The following is a 17,667-nucleotide window of genomic DNA, read 5'->3' on the forward strand; positions in this document are numbered from 1 at the left end:
TATGCCGACCACACGCACCGCGGTCGTCACCGGCGCCTCGTCGGGGATAGGCCGGGCCACCGCCGCGACCCTGTCGGCCCACGGCTACCGGGTGATCGGGACCAGCCGGAACCCGGACACGATCCTGGACGAGCACCGCATACCGGGCATCGACTACCGGCCACTGGACCTGACCGATCACGATTCCGTCCAGCAGTTCACGTCGGCGGTGGACACTGTCGACGTCCTGGTCAACAACGCCGGAGAAAGCCAAGCGGGGCCGCTTGCCGAACTCCCCGACGACGCCGTGACCCGGCTGTTCCAGCTCAACGTGCTGGGCCCGATCGCCTTGACCCGCGCGGTACTGCCGGACATGCGTGCACGCGGTACCGGGCGGGTGGTGATGGTTGGATCGATGCTGGCCAGTTTCCCGCTGCCCTACCGCTCCTCGTACGTCGCCACGAAGGCCGCGCTGCGCGGATTCGCCACCGCGGCACGCTTCGAGGAATCGCCCTTCGGCGTCTGGCTCACCACAGTCGAGCCCGGCCAAGTCGATTCCGGACTCCGCGAACGACGCACGAAATACCTCTCCGCCGGGTCACCGCACACGACGGAATTCGAGCGGTTCATGGCCGAACTCGACCGCAGACAAGGCGACGGGATCGCACCGGACCGGGTCGCACGCACGATCCTCACCGCGGTCTCGGCGCGCCGCCCCCGCCCGCTGTACGCCGTCGGCAGTCACGCACCCGCCGCCTTCGCGCTACGCCGCGCTCTGCCCCGCGGCCTGATGGAGCGCGTGACCGCACGCGCCTATGGACTGCGCCGTTGACGTCCCGCGATATACGCGCTCACAATCGCCGGCGACCAGCGGGCACCAGTGTGAGGTAGCGAAATCTCGACAGGATATGGCTGGTCACGTGGTTGTGCCCTCTCATGCCGCTGAGCGGGTGATCGGTAGCGGTGACGTGTCGGACGGGCAGGTGTGCCGCTCGCCTCGGTCGTCCGGAGCGTGCGTTCACATTTGCTCCGGATGCCTTCCCGTGTTCGATGTGCCCGGAAACAACCGCGTCTGAGGTGGCGAACGAGAAAAGCTCCCGATCGCAATTGTGCGGTCGGGAGCTTTTGCGTGTGCCCTCGGCAGGAATCGAACCTGCGGCCTTCTGCTCCGGAGGCAGACGCTCTATCCCCTGAGCTACGAGGGCGGGGATCCACCCGAAGGTCCGGAAGTCCGGTTGATCGGGCGGACCACAGCGTAACGCATCAGCCGCGGTAGGGCCAAAACGTGTGGTGGCGGCTCACTCGAACGGTAGCGGTCGGGCGCCGCGGTCGGCGAGCATTTTGGTCATCAACCTGGATTCGCCCTCCTGGGCGGGCAGCATCTGACCGGCGAGTGTCTTGATCTCCGTGGTCTCGGCGTGTTCGGCGCCGTATTCGAGCATCGGAACCCCGCCCTGGTGGTGCCGCAGCATCAGTTGCAGGAACAGTGTGTCCAGCTGCGCGCCCCGGGCGGCGCGGAGCTGCCGGAGTTCGTCGGTTGTGGCCATGCCCGGCATCGCGGCCGTCCCCGCACCGCCGTGGTCGTGACCGTGACCGCCGTGCTCTTCCTGCGGCATCCACGTCATAGGTTCGCCGGTGGTGCTCGCCGGTGCATCCCACATCTGCAGCCAGCCCTGCATCCGTCCGATCTGACCCTGCTGGGTGGTGAGAATGTCGAAAGCCAGCCGCCGGACGTCGGGGTCGGTGGAACCGTTCAGCGCGATACCGGACATCTCCACGGCCTGCGCGTGGTGCGCCGACATATCCTGCGCGAACCCGATATCCGCCGGGCCGGCCGGACTGGCGTCGCCGGTGGTATCCGGCGCCAGCAGGACACCGGCGCCGAACCCGGCCACGAGCAGGGCGATCGCACCGATGATCAGCAGCGGGACGCGTTGCGCGCGCGCCTGTGCGCGCCAGCCGCGGGCCGGCTGCGTTTCATCCGCGACGGTCTCGGTGTCCGGCATTACTGCCCGGCCCCGAGCTCCGGCTGTGCACCGGCCGGTGCCTGCTGCTGTTGCGGCAGTGTGCCCGGCATCCCCGGGATGGCCGGAATACCGCCGGGCAGTCCACCGGGCAGCCCGCCCGGTGCGCCGCCCATCTCGCTCTGGTCGGGCTGGATACCGCCGCCGTCCATCGGCACCGCGTCGGGCCCCGGCTCGCTCGGGTCGTAGGCGGGCGGGTTCTCGGTACCGAAGGTCGGGTTGGAACAGCTGGCGCCGACCTCCGGGTAGGCGTAGTTGTTCAGGCGCAGTGCCGTGACGAACTGGCCGATCCGTTCGTCCTCGGCGTCCGGCACGGTGAGCTGGTGCCCCCACGACTGCAGCGAAATGGGCGCTTCCTGATCGGGGTACGGGGACATGAGCATGTACTGCTCGCCGTCCACCCAGGCCTTCAGCGTGTCGACCCCGTCCTCGTCGACCTTCTCGGGGTTGTAGGTGATCCACACCGCGCCGTGTTCCAGCGAGTGGACGGCGTTCTCCTCACGGATCGCAGTGTCGTAGACGGTGCCCATGCAGTCGGCCCAGGACGCGTCGTGCGGGCCGCCGAACGCCGGCGTCTTGTCGTAGGCGACGCGCTGGGTGGCGTCCACATGCAGACCCGCCGGGTATTCCTGTGTCGCCACGCCCTGGATCTGCGTGGAGGGGTCCTGGTTCTGTTCGGTCGGCGCGAACTGCTGGCCCAGCGATTCACGCAGCTGCCGGACGTGCTCCTGCCGTTCGCGCAGCGCGGCCTGCTCCTGATATTTCGGGAGCAGGCTCGCCGCCAGCGCCCCGACGAGCGCGATGAGCACCACGACAGCGCCCACCGTGAGCCACGGGATACGCTGCATGAGCGGTGGTTTGTTCCCTTTTTTACCGCCTCCCGCCCGGGCGGGAGCGACTTTGCCCGCTGCCTTGACGGCTTTCGCCGATTTGGCGCTGGTCCTGTTCGGCATACCGGTCCTAGCTCTTTCCCACGTGATGAACAGTGCATTGCTGCGGTGCCCACTCGCGGCGCGCACCCACTCGGACCATAGGATAGAGACTCGTGACTCCAGCCGACCTTGCAGATCTCCTTCACGCGACGGCCGCGAAGGTACTCGCCGAACGCGGGCTGGACCCCGCGGTCCTGCCCGACAAGGTCGATGTGGAGCGTCCGCGTAATCCCGAACACGGTGACTACAGCACGAATGTGGCGATGCGGGTCGCCAAGAAGGCGGGTACGAATCCGCGCGAGCTGGCGGGCTGGCTGGCCGAAGCACTCGGCGATACGTCCGGCGTGGCGAGCGCGGAAGTGGCGGGTCCCGGCTTCCTGAACATCCGGCTGGCGGCGTCGGCGCAGGGCGTGATCCTGCAACAGGTGCTGACCGCCGGTGTGAATTACGGCACCGCGGACGCCCTGGCCGGTACCAAGATCAATCTGGAGTTCGTCTCCGCGAACCCGACCGGTCCCGTGCATCTCGGTGGTACGCGCTGGGCGGCCGTTGGCGACGCTTTGGGTCGTATTCTCGCCGCGCAGGGCGCCGAGGTCACCCGCGAGTACTACTTCAACGATCACGGCGCGCAGATCACCCGGTTCGCCGAATCGCTGGTCGCGGCCGCCACCGGCGCGCCGACGCCGGAGAGCGGGTATGCCGGTGCCTATATCGCCGAAATCGCCGACCAGGTCATTGCCGCGCATCCCGGTGTGCTCGACCTCGACCCCGAACGCCGTATCGAACTGTTCCGCGCCGAGGGCGTGGAGCTCATGTTCGCCCACATCAAGAGAACGCTGCACGAATTCGGCACCGATTTCGATGTGTATTTCAACGAGAGTTCGCTGTTCGCTTCGGGCGCGGTGGAACGCGCGGTGGAAACACTGAAGAATTCCGGGGACCTGTACTCGAAGGACGGCGCGTGGTGGATCAAGAGCTCCGAATACGGTGACGATCAGGACCGGGTGGTCATCAAGAGCGACGGCCATGCCGCCTATATCGCCGGCGATATCGCGTATCTGCAGGACAAGCGGTCGCGTGGCTTCGACCTGTGCATCTATATGCTCGGCGCCGACCATCACGGTTATATCGGGCGCCTGAAGGCCGCCGCCGCGGCGTTCGGCGACAACCCCGACAGTGTCGAGGTGCTCATCGGGCAGATGGTGAACCTGCTGCGCGACGGTGTCGCGGTGCGGATGAGTAAACGCGCCGGCACCGTGGTCACTCTGGACGATCTGGTGGAGGCCATCGGTGTGGACGCCGCCCGCTACTCGCTGGTGCGCAGTTCGGTGAACTCGAGTATCGATATCGACCTGGACCTGTGGACGAAACAGGAAAGCGTCAACCCGGTCTACTACGTGCAGTACGCGCACGCCCGCGCGGCGTCGATCGCCCGTAATGCCGCCGAGTTCGAATACGACAAGGTGGCACCGGATTTCGCGCTGCTGGACTCCGATCTCGAAGGTGCTCTCATCCGGACCCTCGGCGAGTTCCCCCGGGTGGTGGCGAGCGCGGCCACCCTGCGGGAACCGCATCGCATTGCCCGCTACCTGGAGGAATTGGCCGGCGCCTACCATCCGTTCCAGTCCAACAAGGCGCTGCGGGTGCTGCCGATGGGCGACGAACCCGTGAGCCCGGTCAACGCCGCCCGGCTGGTCCTGGCCAACGCCACCCGCCAGGTGCTCGCCAACGGGCTTGCCCTGCTCGGCGTCACCGCACCGGAGCGGATGTGACCACCACCCACCATCGCAACGACCGACTGTTCCGGCAGTGGGTGAGGAAGGGAGACCGATGAGTGTCCATCCGGCCGGACCGCGGCACGCCGATATCCCGCACGCGCCGAATCTGCCGCAGCGCCCGGCGGATCCGCGGGAGATGATCGATCTGCCCGAGAACGTGTGGCCGCGCGGCGCGACCCGCGATGCCGACGATGTGGTGCGCCTCGGCGGTATACCGGTCACCGAACTCGCCGCGAAGTTCGGTACCCCGCTGTTCGTGGTGGACGAGGACGATTTCCGGTCCCGCTGCCGCGATATGGTGCGCGCCTTCGGGGCCGATTCGCGAGTGCACTACGCTTCCAAGGCTTTTCTGTGCGGCGAGGTGGCGCGGTGGGTCCGTGATGAGGGCTTGTCGCTGGATGTGGCCTCCGGTGGTGAACTGGCGGTCGCACTGCACGCCGGGTTCCCCGCAGAACGTATTGCGGTGCACGGCAACAACAAATCCGTCGCCGAACTCGAGGCCGCCGTCGCGGCGGGAGTCGGTCATGTGGTGGTCGATTCGCTGTTCGAGATCGACCGGCTGGAAGCCGTCGCCGGCGCGGCGGGGGTGGTGCAGGATGTGCTGGTCCGGGTCACTGTCGGGGTCGAGGCGCACACCCACGAATACATTTCCACCGCTCACGAGGACCAGAAGTTCGGTTTCTCCATCTCCGGCGGTGACGCCATGGAGGCCTTGGCCCGGGTTTTCGAAGCCGGCAACCTGCGCCTGGTCGGCCTGCACAGCCATATCGGCTCGCAGATCTTCGAGATCGACGGTTTCGAAATCGCGGCCCACCGGATGCTCGGGCTGCTTCGTGAAGCCGTCGACAAGTTCGGTGTCGAACGCACCGCGCAGATATCGCTGCTCGACCTCGGCGGCGGGCTCGGGATCTCCTATCTGCCCTCGGACACTCCGCCACCGCTCGACGCCTTCGCCGAGAAACTGCGGGTCCTGGTCGCGCGGGAAGCCGAACTGGCCGGGTTGCCCGTCCCACGGATCGCGGTCGAACCGGGTCGCGCGATCGCCGGACCGGGCACGGTGACTCTGTACGAGATCGGCACCATCAAGGACGTCTCCCTGGACGGTGGCCTGCGCCGCCGCTATGTCAGCGTCGACGGCGGGATGAGCGATAACATCCGGCCCGCGCTGTACCAGGCCGATTACCACTGCCAGCTCGTCTCGCGGGGGTCGCAGGCCGAGCCGGTGGTCGCCCGTGTTGTCGGAAAGCATTGCGAGAGCGGCGATATCATCATCCGCGACACCTGGCTCCCGGCCGACGCCGGGCCCGGCGACCTCGTTGCCGTGGCCGGGACGGGCGCCTACTGCTATTCCATGTCGAGCCGGTACAACATGCTGACCAGACCCGCTGTCGTCGCCGTCGCAGACGGTACGGCGCGGCTGATCCTGCGCCGGGAAACGATCGACGATCTGCTCGGTCTGGAGGTCTGATGGACGCGACGAAAGAGGCGAATATGCCCGAGGCGAGCGTGCCCGCGGTGAACGAAGTCGTACCGGGACAGTGGGGTCCGGACCGGCCCATCGGGGTCGCGGTACTGGGTATGGGCAATGTGGGCAGCGAGGTCGTGCGGATTCTGCGCGAGCACGCCGACGATCTGCAGGCGCGGGTCGGCGCACCCGTGACCCTGCGCGGGGTCGCGGTGCGCACTCTCGACCGGGACCGCGGCCTGCCCGCCGACCTGCTGACCACCGATGCCGAGGGTCTGGTCGCCCGGTCCGATGTGGACGTAGTGGTCGAGGTCATCGGCGGTATCGACCCCGCGCGTGCGCTCATTCTGGCCGCGCTCAACGCCGGTAAATCGGTGGTCACCGCCAACAAGGCGCTGCTGGCCGATTACACCGGGGAACTGGCTGCCGCGGCCGAACGCAGCCGCGCCGACCTCTACTTCGAGGCCGCGGTCGCCGGGGCGATTCCGGTGGTGCGGCCGCTCATCCAGTCGCTGTCCGGTGACCGGGTCAACCGGGTGGTCGGCATCGTCAACGGCACCACCAACTTCATTCTGTCCGCGATGGACGAAACCGGCGCGGATTACGGCGAGACCCTCGCCGAAGCCACCCGCCTCGGCTATGCCGAAGCCGATCCGACCGCCGATGTCGAGGGTTACGACGCCGCCGCCAAGGCCGCCATCCTCGCTTCACTCGCCTTCCACACCCGGGTCACGGCCGCCGATGTGTTCCGGCAGGGCATCTCGACGATCACCTCCGAGGACCTGGAAACCGCCTCCGCGGTGAACTGCGCCGTGAAACTGCTCGCGATCTGCGAGCGGGTGCCGGCCGGCCCGGGGGAGCCGAGTCCGGACGAGGGCGGAAAGGAACGAGTTTCGGTGCGGGTCTATCCGGCGCTGATCCCGCGCAAACACCCGTTGGCCACGGTCAGCGGGGCGTTCAACGCGGTGGTCGTCGAGGCCGAGAACGCCGGCCGGCTGATGTTCTACGGCCAGGGCGCCGGCGGTGCACCCACCGCCTCGGCGGTGCTGGGCGATCTGGTGATGGCCGCGCGCAACAAGTTCTTCGGCGGCCGCGCTCCCGGTGAATCGGTCTACGCGGCGCTGCCGATCGCGCCGATCGGCGATACCCCCACCCGCTACCACGTGAATCTGAAGGTCGAAGACCGTCCCGGTGTGCTGGCCCGGGTGGCGGGTAAATTCGCCGAGCACGGGGTCAGTATCTCCACTGTCCGGCAGGAAGGGCACGATGACCGGGCACGGCTCGTCGTTGTCACCCACCTGGCGACGGAGTCGGCGCTGGCCGAAACCGTGGCCGCCCTCGCGGATATGGAATCCGTCACATCTGTCACCAGCGTTTTGAGATTGGAAGGCACCGAAGAATGACAACAGCATCGCGCAGCGGGGCGGTGGGCGGGCCTTCCGGCGTGGCCCCGCAATCCGGCGTGCACTCCCGCTGGCCCGGGCTGATCGCCGCCTACCGGGACCGGCTCGCGGGTGCGGCCGACTGGGAACCGGTCACCCTGTTCGAGGGCGGCACCCCGCTGGTGCCGGCTCCGTACCTGTCCGAACTCACCGGGTGCGAGGTATATCTCAAGGTCGAGGGCGCCAACCCGACCGGTTCGTTCAAGGACCGGGGCATGACCATGGCGATGACCGATGCCAAATACCGGGGTCAGCAGGCGGTGCTGTGCGCTTCCACCGGTAACACCTCGGCGTCGGCCGCCGCCTATGCGACCCGCGCCGGCATGACCTGCGCGGTACTCATCCCGCAGGGCAAGATCGCCATGGGCAAACTGGCCCAGGCCGTGATGCTCGGTGCCAAGGTGATCCAGGTCGAGGGCAATTTCGACGACTGCTTGGAGCTGGCCCGTAAGGTTACCTCCGATTTCCCGGCGATCGGCCTGGTCAACTCGGTGAACCCGGCGCGGATCGAAGGCCAGAAAACCGCCTCCTTCGAGATCTGCGATGTGCTCGGCACCGCGCCCGATGTGCACGCGCTGCCGGTGGGCAACGCCGGCAATATCACTGCCTACTGGCGTGGCTATCGCGAATACCACGCCGATGGCGTGACGGGGTCGCTGCCGCGCATGCTCGGCGTTCAGGCCGCCGGGGCGGCCCCGCTGGTCAACGGTGCCCCGGTGAAGGAACCGGAGACCATCGCGACCGCCATCCGGATCGGCGCGCCCGCCTCGTGGAACGGTGCGGTCGCGGCCAAGGAGGAGTCCGGCGGTGCGTTCCGGGCGGCCACCGACGCCGAGATCCTGGAGGCATACCGGCTGGTCGCGGCGAAGGAAGGCGTATTCGTCGAGCCGGCCTCCGCGGCAAGTGTCGCCGGAGTACTGGCCGCCCGCGCAGACGGCTGGCTCGAACCCGGGCTGAAGGTGGTCTGCACGGTCACCGGTAACGGTCTCAAGGATCCCGATACCGCTCTGCTCGGTATGCCCGAGGTCCAGGCCATCGCGGTCGACCCGGTGGCCGTCGCCGCCCGACTCGAACTGGCCTGATCTTGGATACGCGCGAGAGCCGGCTCACCGCTCCCACCTTGCCGGCCGGGCTCACCGTCACGGTCCGGGTCCCCGCATCCAGCGCGAACCTCGGACCCGGTTTCGATTCGCTGGGGATGGCGCTGGGTATCTACGACGAGATCGAGGTGCGCAGCACAGAATCCGGACTGGATATCCGGGTCGAGGGCGAGGGCGCCGACGAGGTGCCCTGGGGGCCACAGCATCTGGTGGTCCGGGCCATCGAACGCGGACTGGAATCGGCCGGGGTCTGGGCCGACGGCCTGGAGGTGCTGTGCCGGAACGCGATTCCGCACTCCCGTGGGCTGGGATCCTCGGCGGCGGCCGTGGTCGGCGGTATCGCCGCGGGCTGTGCGCTGGCCGCCGAATTCGACCCCGCCCTGGCCGTCGGCACCGACCGGATGGTGCAGCTGGCGGCCGAATTCGAGGGACATCCGGATAACGCGGCGGCCAGTGTGCTCGGCGGTATCGTCGTCTCCTGGACCGAGACCGGCCCGGGGCCCGAGGCCATCGGTGATATCGCTGCGCCGCAGCGGATCTACCGCGCCGTCCGGCTCGACGGGCACGCCGGTCTGCGACCGGTGGTTCTGGTCCCCGACGAGCGCTCTTCCACCGCCCAGACCCGGGGCCTGCTGCCCGAGCTGATCCCGCATCGCGACGCCGCGTTCAACGTGAGCCGGGTCGCGCTGGCGGTGGTCGCGCTGACCCAGCGCCCCGATCTGCTGCTCCCGGCCACCGCGGATCGGTTGCACCAAACCCAGCGCGCACCCGCCCTGCCGCTGACAACCGCCTGGATCGACCGGTTGCGGTCCGCCGGAATCGCGGCTACCGTTTCGGGCGCCGGCCCCACGGTGCTCGCACTCGGGACCAGCGCTTTCCCCGACGAACTGCGTGCGCGTGCCGCGTCGGACGGGCTGCGGGTACTCGAGCCGGGCCTCGCGGAAGGCGTCCGGATCGCCTGACGGGCGCGTCCGCCTTGCCGAGGTTCGTAGTTGCCCGCTATCCTGGGCAAGTCCGTACATCGCGCGCATCAGACGCCGGTGCTTCATCAGGGCAATCGCTCCAGCAGGCTCCAGGCTCGAGCCTCCATGCCATGGGGGTGCCGCGCAGCCTCTGAACTGGAATGATCTCTTCCACCATTTCCTCGGTGGCGAAGCACCCGGTCCCGGAGGGGCAGGCGATACGGCTACAAATCCGAGTCCGGCAGCGAGATCGGGCTACGGAACGAAACCCTCGACACAGCACACGGCCTTCGAGGGAAGGAAAGGATCTCCGTGACAGATACGGACCTGCTCGCGACACCCGGGGTGGAATCCGACTCCGAACCCTCGGGCAACCGCGAAAGTGACTCCGGACAGATTTCGAAGATGAGCGAGAACACCGACATCGGATCGGGGCTGACTGGAATGTTGTTGCCGCAGTTGCGCGCACTGGCAGGGGAACTCGGAATTCGGGGCACCTCCGGTATGCGCAAGGGTGATCTCATCGCTGCTATCAAGGAAAATCAGGCCGGCAGACCTGCCGCCGCGGAGCGCAACTCCCGCGCGAAGGCTGCCAAGGAACGTAAGTCCGCGGAGCCCGCCGCGGCCGCGTCCACCACGGCTGCTGCTGCACCCGCCGCTGCTCCGGCCGAGGCGCCCGCGCCCGCCCGGACCGCGAACGATCGCGCCTCGACCGGCGCCGATAATGCGTCCGGCGATGCCAAGGGCGCCGAGAAGCAGGCCGCCACCAACGGTGCGGCGAATGCCAACGGCGTCGCGGAGGCCGGGAAGGCCGACACCGCGAAGGCCGGTGCCGGAGCGGACACCAAGGGGGATGGCAAGGCCGACGCCAAGCCCGAGGCCAAAACCGCCGACACCGAGGACACCGGCCGGGATTCCGGCCAGCGTGGCCGCGGCCGGCAGCGGCGCGGTCGCGATCAGCAGGGCAAGAACACCGGTGATTCCGGCGAGACGCGTACCGACGATGCCAAGTCCGACGGCGGCAAGTCCGACGGCGGCAAGTCCGAGTCCAAACAGGACGGCAAGGACTCCGACCAGGGCGAACGCCGACGTGACCGGAACCAGGGCGGCCAGCAGAACCAGGGCGATCAGCGTGGCTCCGGTAGTAACCGGGGTGGCGACGGGAACCGTGGTGGCGACGACGAAGAGGGCGGCCGGGGTCGCCGGGGTCGCCGGTTCCGCGAGCGTCGCCGCGGCCGCGATCGCGAGGGTGGCGGGGAGGCCCGCGAGCCCGAGATCCGTGAGGACGACGTTCTGCAGCCGGTCGCGGGCATCCTCGATGTCCTGGACAACTACGCGTTCGTGCGCACCTCCGGCTACCTGGCCGGGCCGAACGACGTCTATGTCTCGATGAACCTCGTCCGCAAGAACGGCCTGCGCCGCGGTGACGCGATCACCGGTGCGGTGCGAGCCCCGCGGGAGGGCGAACAGTCCAATCAGCGGCAGAAGTTCGATCCGCTGGTGCGCCTGGACACGGTCAACGGCGCCGAGGTGGATTCGGCGAAGCGGCGGCCCGATTTCAACAAGCTCACTCCGCTGTACCCCAATCAGCGGCTGCGCCTGGAAACGACGCCGAACAAGCTGACCACCCGGGTCATCGATCTGATCATGCCGATCGGTAAGGGGCAGCGTGCCCTGATCGTGTCGCCGCCGAAGGCCGGTAAGACCACGATCATGCAGGACATCGCGAACGCGATCGCGATCAACAACCCCGAGTGCTATCTCATGGTTGTGCTGGTCGACGAACGTCCCGAAGAGGTCACCGATATGCAGCGCTCGGTGAAGGGAGAGGTCATCGCCTCGACCTTCGACCGGCCGCCGTCCGATCACACCTCGGTCGCCGAATTGGCCATCGAACGGGCCAAGCGCCTGGTCGAAATGGGCAAGGACGTGGTGGTCCTGCTCGACTCGATCACCCGCCTGGGCCGCGCGTACAACAACTCCTCGCCGGCTTCCGGACGCATCCTGTCCGGTGGTGTCGATTCCACCGCGCTGTACCCGCCCAAGCGGTTCCTCGGCGCGGCGCGCAATATCGAGAACGGCGGCTCGCTGACGATCATCGCCACCGCGATGGTGGAAACCGGTTCGACCGGTGACACGGTGATCTTCGAGGAGTTCAAGGGCACCGGTAACGCCGAGCTCAAACTCGACCGCAAGATCGCCGAGCGGCGCGTGTTCCCCGCGGTGGACGTCAACCCGTCCGGTACCCGTAAGGACGAACTGTTGCTCAACGTCGACGAGGCCGCGGTCCTGCACAAGCTGCGCCGTGTCCTGTCCGGTCTGGATTCGCACCAGGCCATCGATCTGCTGATCGACCGGTTGAAGAAGAGTAAGAACAACCTGGAATTCCTGATGCAGGTCTCCAAGACTGCTCCGGGTGCCCTGGACGAATAAGCGGTATCGCTCGGCACGGGGGCGAGTCCTCGAACGGACTCGGCCCCGCCGGGAGTTCACCGGATCGGCGTGGGCCGGCCTTATGGAAGGCCGGCCCACGTCCTGTTTCCGCCGGACGCACACTCGCAGTTGCCCGTCGTCGATGCGGAACAAATCCTGGGGGAGGCGCGTTTCAGAGGGCGTCGGAGGTTCTGGCATACTGGACCGCCGTGCGTCTGCGAATCGCGCAGACTCCCGCCTTAGTCGGTTCCGGTTCACGTTCGGCGAAATATCCGAGCGACCCGGCGACCAATATCGAGAGGACATCCATGAAGGCAGGAATCCACCCGGCCTACGTCGACACCACCGTCGTCTGTGGCTGCGGAAATACGTTCCAGACCCGCTCCACCAAGGAATCCGGGCATATCACCGTCGAGGTCTGCTCGCAGTGCCACCCGTTCTACACCGGCAAGCAGAAGATCCTGGACACCGGTGGTCGTGTGGCCCGCTTCGAGGCCCGCTACGGCAAGCGCGCCAAGAAGGCCGACGCCGACAAGTAGCTTTTCCGCCAGCGCCCGGTCCTGCCCTCTGCAGGCCGGGCGTTGGCGTTTTTTGTGCCCTGGACGTGTGTCCCGTCGGAATCAGTTGCGTGGTAGGAGACCTGTAATGGCCGAGAAGACCGCACCGTCGGCGATCGACGATGTGCTGGCCGAATACGCCGGGCTGGAGAGCCGGCTGGCGGATCCCGCGCTGCACAACGACCCCGGGGCGGCTCGGCGGGTGGGGAAGCGGTTCGCCGAACTCGCGCCGGTGATGACGACGTACAAGAAACTTGCCGCGACCCGAGACGATCTGGAGGCGGCACGGGAACTGGCCGCCGACGATCCGGCGTTCGCCGTGGAGGTGCCCGGGCTGGAGGAACAGCTCGAAGAACTGGAGAACCAGCTCGCCGATCTGCTGGCGCCGCGCGATCCGCACGACGGTGACGATGTGGTGCTGGAGGTGAAATCCGGTGAAGGCGGCGAGGAATCGGCGCTTTTCGCCGCCGACCTCGCCCGTATGTACATCCGTTACGCCGAACGCCGCGGCTGGAAGGTCGAGGTGCTCGACGCGGCATTCTCCGACCTGGGTGGTTACAAGGAAGCGACCTTGTCGATCAAGAGCCGCGATGCCGCGCGCGACGGGGTGTGGTCGCGATTCAAATTCGAAGGCGGGGTACATCGGGTCCAGCGGGTACCGGTGACCGAATCGCAGGGCCGGGTGCATACATCCGCGGCCGGTGTGCTCATCTATCCCGAACCCGACGAGGTGGAAGAGGTGCAGATCGACGAGAACGATCTGCGTATCGACGTCTACCGCTCGTCCGGTAAAGGCGGCCAGGGGGTCAACACCACCGATTCGGCGGTCCGGATCACGCATCTGCCCACCGGTATCGTCGTCACCTGCCAGAACGAACGCTCTCAGCTGCAGAACAAGGCTCGCGCGATGCAGGTTCTGGCCGCCCGGCTGCAGGCCCTGGCCGAAGAGCAGGCCGAGCAGGAAGCGGCCGAGGGCCGGGCGAGCCAGATCCGCACCGTCGACCGTTCGGAGCGGATCCGCACCTACAACTTCCCGGAGAACCGCATCGCCGACCACCGCATCGGTTACAAGGCGCACAATCTCGACGCCGTGCTCAACGGCGATATGGACGCCCTCCTGGACGCCCTCGGCACCGCCGACCGCAACGCCCGGATGGCGGCCGAATAGCTCACCCGAAGGGCAGCCAGTCCTCTGTAGGACCCGGGCGCGGCGATTCGTGGACCGCGATCGTGGGTGGACCGAGTTCGGAATTCGGGTTCGGCCGGGCGACGACCGAGGTCCCCCGGCCTCGACCGATCGGGCCGGTTCATTCGACTTCGCCGCCGGCCGTCGCGTCGCAGCGCCTCGCGAACCGTCCGCCGGACCCCGGAGCCGTTGGCGAACAGGCCCGTCCCGGACTCCGGCGATACAAGACAACGCCGCACACCGCATGGCTCTGCATCGAGCTGCTTCGGCGTTCGGGCCGTGATCGATTTCGGACCCGCACAATCGGTCGGTACCGACGTCGGCGAAGCCCGCAAGCAGGTGCCCGGCAACGGACCAACGGTGGTGCCGAGTTCAGCGAGGCCCTTGGAGGTTTTTGCCCGTCCCTGCTTTCCGGACTCGATGCGATGCGGTGAAGCCGCGAGTGTCGAGCGCGGAAAGCAGGGACCAAGGGGGCCGAAACCCGCGCCGCCGGAGGCGGCGCAAAATAACACAGTGACCCGTGTGCAGCTGCGCCCCGTGCTCGTCGAGGCGATCGAAACCCTCCGGACGGCCGGCGTGGCGAGCCCACGCGCCGACGCCGAACATCTCGCCGCGCATGTGCTGGGGGTGGAGCGCGGACGGCTGCTGCTCGCGCCGCTGATCGCTCCGGAGCAACTCGACACCTACCGTGCCCTGGTGGCCCGCCGCGCCGAGCGCGTACCGCTGCAGCATCTGACGGGGCAATCGTCCATGGGGGAGATCGATCTCGAGGTGGGGCCCGGGGTCTTCGTTCCCCGCCCGGAAACAGAGTTGCTGTTCGCCTGGGCGCTGGCCCGTCTGGAAGCGGTCCGGCACGATCACACACCGATCGTGGTGGACCTGTGCACGGGCTCGGGCGCCCTGGCGCTTGCCATCGCACACGCCCGCCCGGACGCCGAGGTGCATGCGGTGGAGTTGGACCCGGACGCCTTGCGCTGGGCTCGCCGTAATGCCGACCTGCACAGCGTGGCCGGTGATACACCGATCATCTTGCACCATGCCGATGTCACCGACCCCGGTTTGCTCACCGAGTTGAACGGCCGGGTGGATATCGTCGTCGCCAACCCGCCCTACATCCCGGAAGGCGCGCAGTTGTCACCCGAGGTGGCCGAACACGACCCGCACCGCGCGTTGTTCGGGGGCACCGACGGGCTCGATGTGATCCGGCCGATGGTTCCCGTGATCGGCCGCCTCCTGCGCCCGGGTGGTGGTGTGGCGATCGAACACGACGACAGCAACGGCGGTGAGCTGGCCCGCCTGCTGTCGGCCGCCGGCCGCTTCGCGGAAATCGCCGAACATCCCGACCTTGCCGGCAAACCGCGCTTCGTAGCCGCTAGGTCGTCGGTGACCTCTACATGAGCTGCCGGTCAACCGCTCGAGAAGGTCTATTTATGAGCGAGACAGGCGGTCGGGGCACAGCGCAAGTGGAAGATCGGCCCCGTGCTTCCTGCGTCCAGTCCGTAGTGCTCGCGGCTGTGCCGCTTCAACTCGCGCTCGGTTTCGGCCGGGCTCGGTGCCCCGGCTTGCGGGCGTGGACGCCCGATCTCGGGTGGCTCGGCTGGAGCGGTGCCATCGCCAGGTGTTCGGGCGAGCGACGGCTCGGCGCATATAAGTGTCCAGTGGGATTCGGGGCCGGGCACCGCCGCGGCGTCCGGGCAGCGGATACCGGCCGGCGCGGCTCGCCCGCAGGGCCGGTCTCCGACCCCGCGGCTGCGTGGAACTCGGCGGCGGGTGGAGTACCGTCCGGACGCTGCAGGACCCGCCGTCCGGTGCGCCGGCCGCGGCGCAGCTGTGCGCGACCGGGCCGGTGGCGTGGGATCCGTGGGATCGAGGGGGCCGAAACCGGCGCGGCCGGGGGTGGCGCAATACGATTGTTGCCGTGAGTACCGTCTACGACTGCGCCGACCCCGATTCGCGTGCCGCCGGCCTGGCCGCGGCCACCAGTGCTCTGAGATCGGGGCGGCTGGTCGTGGTGCCTACCGATACGGTTTACGGTCTCGCGGCCGACGCCTTCGATTCGGCAGCTGTGGCCTCGCTGCTCGCGGCCAAGGGCCGGGGGCGCGATATGCCGGTGCCGGTGCTGGTGGGGTCGTGGAACACCATCGACGGCCTGGTCTTCTCGGTGCGGCCGCAGGCGCGCGATCTCATCCGGGCGTTCTGGCCGGGTGGTTTGAGCATCGTGGTGCAGCAGGCGCCGTCGCTGGCATGGGATCTGGGGGATGCGCGCGGCACCGTGATGCTGCGGATGCCGTTGCATCCGGTGGCCCTGGAGCTGTTGCAGGAAGTCGGGCCGCTGGCCGTATCCAGTGCCAATATCTCCGGTCGCCCCGCGGCCGATAATGTCACCCAGGCGCGTGACCAGCTCGGTTCCCTGGTGAGTGTCTTTCTCGACGGCGGTCCGGCACAGCACGCCACTGCCTCGACCATCGTGGACCTGACTGGCGACCAGCCACGTATTCTGCGTGCGGGCGCAGTGGCCACCGAGGCCGTCGCCGAGGTGCTCGCCACCACACCCGAGGCGTTGATCGGATCCGTCGCGCAGTGAGTGTTGCGAGCTGTGCGCAGGCAGTACCCACGGTGACGGGGTGGTCGGTGCGATGACCGGGTCCGGTGCGGTTGTCCCGCTGCGCGAACTCCTGCTGGTCCTGTTGATCTCGGCGGTGGTCACCTTCTTGGCCACCGGCGGGATCCGGACACTGGCCATCGGGTTCGGCGCGGTGGCCATTCCACGTGACCGTGATGTGCATGTGAAGCCGATTCCCCGGATGGGCGGGGTCGGGATGTACATCGGGGTGGTGGCGGCCGTGTTATTCGCCCACCAGCTGCCCGCGCTGCGCCGCGGGTTCGACTACCGGCCCGATATCGCCGCGGTGCTGGTGGCAGCGACGATCATCGTGGCGGTCGGGATCGTCGACGACCGCTGGGGTCTCGACGCACTGACCAAATTCGCCGGTCAGGTCACCGCCGCGGGGGTGATGGCGGTGATGGGCCTGGGCTGGTACCTGATCTACGACCCGTTCAACAACTCCACCGTTGTGCTGGACGGCCTGCAGGGCGGCCTGGTGACGGTGGCAGTGGCGGTGACGTTGATCAACGCCATGAACTTCGTGGACGGCCTGGACGGTTTGGCCGCCGGTCTGGGCTTGATCGCCTCGGTGGCGGTGTTCGCGTTCGCGATCGGCCTGCTCACCGAACAAGGCGGTTCCGTGGACAGTTATCCGCCCGCGCTGCTGGCAGCCGCGATGGCGGGCGCCTGCCTGGGTTTCCTGCCGCACAATTTCTCGCCGGCCAGGATCTTCATGGGCGATTCCGGGTCCATGCTGATCGGGCTGGTGCTGGCCGCCGTATCCACCAGTGCATCCGGCCGGATCCCGCTGCAGGGGTACGGGCCGCGCGATATCGTCGGCCTGCTCTCGCCGCTGCTACTGGTGGGCGCGGTGATGTTCATCCCGGTACTGGATCTGCTGCTGGCGATCGTGCGCCGGGTGCGGGCGGGGGTCAGCTTCTCGACGCCGGACAAGATGCATCTGCATCACCGGCTGTTGCAGATCGGTCATTCGCAGCGCCGGGTGGTGCTCGTCATCTACCTCTGGGTCGGGATCCTTGCCTTCGGTGCGGTGGGCACCTCGGTGATGGACCGGCGCGTGGTGGTGGTGCTGATGGCCGCGGGCTTCCTGTTCGCGCTGGTTGTGACCGCTGTTCCGGGGTTGTGGCACCGGCAGGCGCGGCGGGACGCGGCAGGGTCGGCTACCGGTTCCGGGTAGAGTGCG

The 17,667-nt window shown here is 68.0% G+C and carries 14 protein-coding genes and 1 tRNA gene; 12 read left to right on the top strand and 3 right to left on the bottom strand.

Annotated features, from left to right (window positions below):
- Position 1 precedes the first annotated feature (1 nt).
- Positions 2-811, top strand: a complete 810-nt coding sequence (locus tag NFL01S_RS20130) for an SDR family oxidoreductase (RefSeq protein ID WP_062977481.1) — start codon at positions 2-4, stop codon at positions 809-811.
- 300 nt (positions 812-1,111) lie between these two features.
- Here NFL01S_RS20130 and NFL01S_RS20135 read toward each other — a convergent pair.
- From NFL01S_RS20135 to NFL01S_RS20145, 3 genes are all read right to left on the bottom strand, one after another.
- Positions 1,112-1,184, bottom strand: a tRNA-Arg gene (locus NFL01S_RS20135).
- Positions 1,185-1,277: 93 nt separating this feature from the next.
- Complete coding sequence (locus NFL01S_RS20140; RefSeq protein ID WP_062977483.1) at positions 1,278-1,985, bottom strand: DUF305 domain-containing protein; 708 nt, start codon at positions 1,983-1,985, stop codon at positions 1,278-1,280.
- Entirely contained in the window at positions 1,985-2,956 is a 972-nt protein-coding gene (locus tag NFL01S_RS20145; protein WP_062977485.1) for a thioredoxin-like domain-containing protein, read from the bottom strand. The genes NFL01S_RS20140 and NFL01S_RS20145 overlap by 1 nt, the downstream gene beginning before the upstream one ends.
- A gap of 92 nt (positions 2,957-3,048) precedes the next feature.
- Between NFL01S_RS20145 and argS the strand changes: the two genes are divergently transcribed.
- The 11 genes from argS (at position 3,049) to NFL01S_RS20200 (ending at position 17,661) form a co-directional block, all read left to right on the top strand.
- On the top strand, positions 3,049-4,707 hold the full coding sequence (gene argS, locus NFL01S_RS20150; protein WP_062977486.1) for an arginine--tRNA ligase: 1,659 nt from the start codon (positions 3,049-3,051) through the stop codon (positions 4,705-4,707).
- 58 nt (positions 4,708-4,765) lie between these two features.
- A complete protein-coding gene (gene lysA / locus NFL01S_RS20155) occupies positions 4,766-6,181 on the top strand; it encodes a diaminopimelate decarboxylase (RefSeq protein ID WP_062977488.1) in 1,416 nt (471 codons plus the stop codon).
- A 23-nt stretch (positions 6,182-6,204) separates the two neighbouring features.
- Positions 6,205-7,581 (top strand): homoserine dehydrogenase, encoded by a 1,377-nt coding sequence (locus NFL01S_RS20160; protein ID WP_062977606.1) that lies wholly within the window; start codon positions 6,205-6,207, stop codon positions 7,579-7,581.
- Positions 7,582-7,640: 59 nt separating this feature from the next.
- Positions 7,641-8,702 carry a threonine synthase gene (gene thrC, locus NFL01S_RS20165; protein ID WP_062977608.1) on the top strand — a complete coding sequence of 354 codons (1,062 nt, stop codon included), beginning with the start codon at positions 7,641-7,643 and terminating at the stop codon, positions 8,700-8,702.
- A 2-nt stretch (positions 8,703-8,704) separates the two neighbouring features.
- Complete coding sequence (gene thrB, locus NFL01S_RS20170; RefSeq protein WP_062977490.1) at positions 8,705-9,682, top strand: homoserine kinase; 978 nt, start codon at positions 8,705-8,707, stop codon at positions 9,680-9,682.
- A 312-nt stretch (positions 9,683-9,994) separates the two neighbouring features.
- Positions 9,995-12,115, top strand: coding sequence for a transcription termination factor Rho (gene rho / locus NFL01S_RS20175; RefSeq protein ID WP_062977492.1), 2,121 nt, complete (start codon positions 9,995-9,997; stop codon positions 12,113-12,115).
- A gap of 308 nt (positions 12,116-12,423) precedes the next feature.
- Positions 12,424-12,654: a 50S ribosomal protein L31 gene (gene rpmE / locus NFL01S_RS20180; protein ID WP_062977610.1), complete on the top strand. Its 231-nt coding sequence runs from the start codon at positions 12,424-12,426 to the stop codon at positions 12,652-12,654.
- A 106-nt stretch (positions 12,655-12,760) separates the two neighbouring features.
- Positions 12,761-13,840: a peptide chain release factor 1 gene (gene prfA / locus NFL01S_RS20185; RefSeq protein ID WP_062977494.1), complete on the top strand. Its 1,080-nt coding sequence runs from the start codon at positions 12,761-12,763 to the stop codon at positions 13,838-13,840.
- Between the two features lie 531 nt (positions 13,841-14,371).
- Positions 14,372-15,256: a peptide chain release factor N(5)-glutamine methyltransferase gene (gene prmC, locus NFL01S_RS20190; protein WP_062977495.1), complete on the top strand. Its 885-nt coding sequence runs from the start codon at positions 14,372-14,374 to the stop codon at positions 15,254-15,256.
- 520 nt (positions 15,257-15,776) lie between these two features.
- Positions 15,777-16,442: an L-threonylcarbamoyladenylate synthase gene (locus NFL01S_RS20195; RefSeq protein WP_062977612.1), complete on the top strand. Its 666-nt coding sequence runs from the start codon at positions 15,777-15,779 to the stop codon at positions 16,440-16,442.
- Between the two features lie 52 nt (positions 16,443-16,494).
- A complete protein-coding gene (locus tag NFL01S_RS20200; RefSeq protein WP_062977497.1) occupies positions 16,495-17,661 on the top strand; it encodes an MraY family glycosyltransferase in 1,167 nt (388 codons plus the stop codon).
- Positions 17,662-17,667 lie beyond the last annotated feature (6 nt).

This window comes from Nocardia flavorosea NBRC 108225 (genome assembly GCF_001613385.1).
In the GTDB taxonomy this organism is placed as follows: Bacteria; Actinomycetota; Actinomycetes; order Mycobacteriales; family Mycobacteriaceae; genus Nocardia; species Nocardia flavorosea.

Coding starts and splice junctions, on each gene's coding strand:
- NFL01S_RS20160 (WP_062977606.1), top strand. CDS start 6,205: ATGCCCGAGGCGAGCGTGCCCGCGGTGAACGAAGTCGTACCGGGACAG.
- lysA (WP_062977488.1), top strand. CDS start 4,766: ATGAGTGTCCATCCGGCCGGACCGCGGCACGCCGATATCCCGCACGCG.
- NFL01S_RS20130 (WP_062977481.1), top strand. CDS start 2: ATGCCGACCACACGCACCGCGGTCGTCACCGGCGCCTCGTCGGGGATA.
- NFL01S_RS20200 (WP_062977497.1), top strand. CDS start 16,495: ATGACCGGGTCCGGTGCGGTTGTCCCGCTGCGCGAACTCCTGCTGGTC.
- NFL01S_RS20140 (WP_062977483.1), bottom strand. CDS start 1,985: ATGCCGGACACCGAGACCGTCGCGGATGAAACGCAGCCGGCCCGCGGC.
- rpmE (WP_062977610.1), top strand. CDS start 12,424: ATGAAGGCAGGAATCCACCCGGCCTACGTCGACACCACCGTCGTCTGT.
- NFL01S_RS20145 (WP_062977485.1), bottom strand. CDS start 2,956: ATGCCGAACAGGACCAGCGCCAAATCGGCGAAAGCCGTCAAGGCAGCG.
- prfA (WP_062977494.1), top strand. CDS start 12,761: ATGGCCGAGAAGACCGCACCGTCGGCGATCGACGATGTGCTGGCCGAA.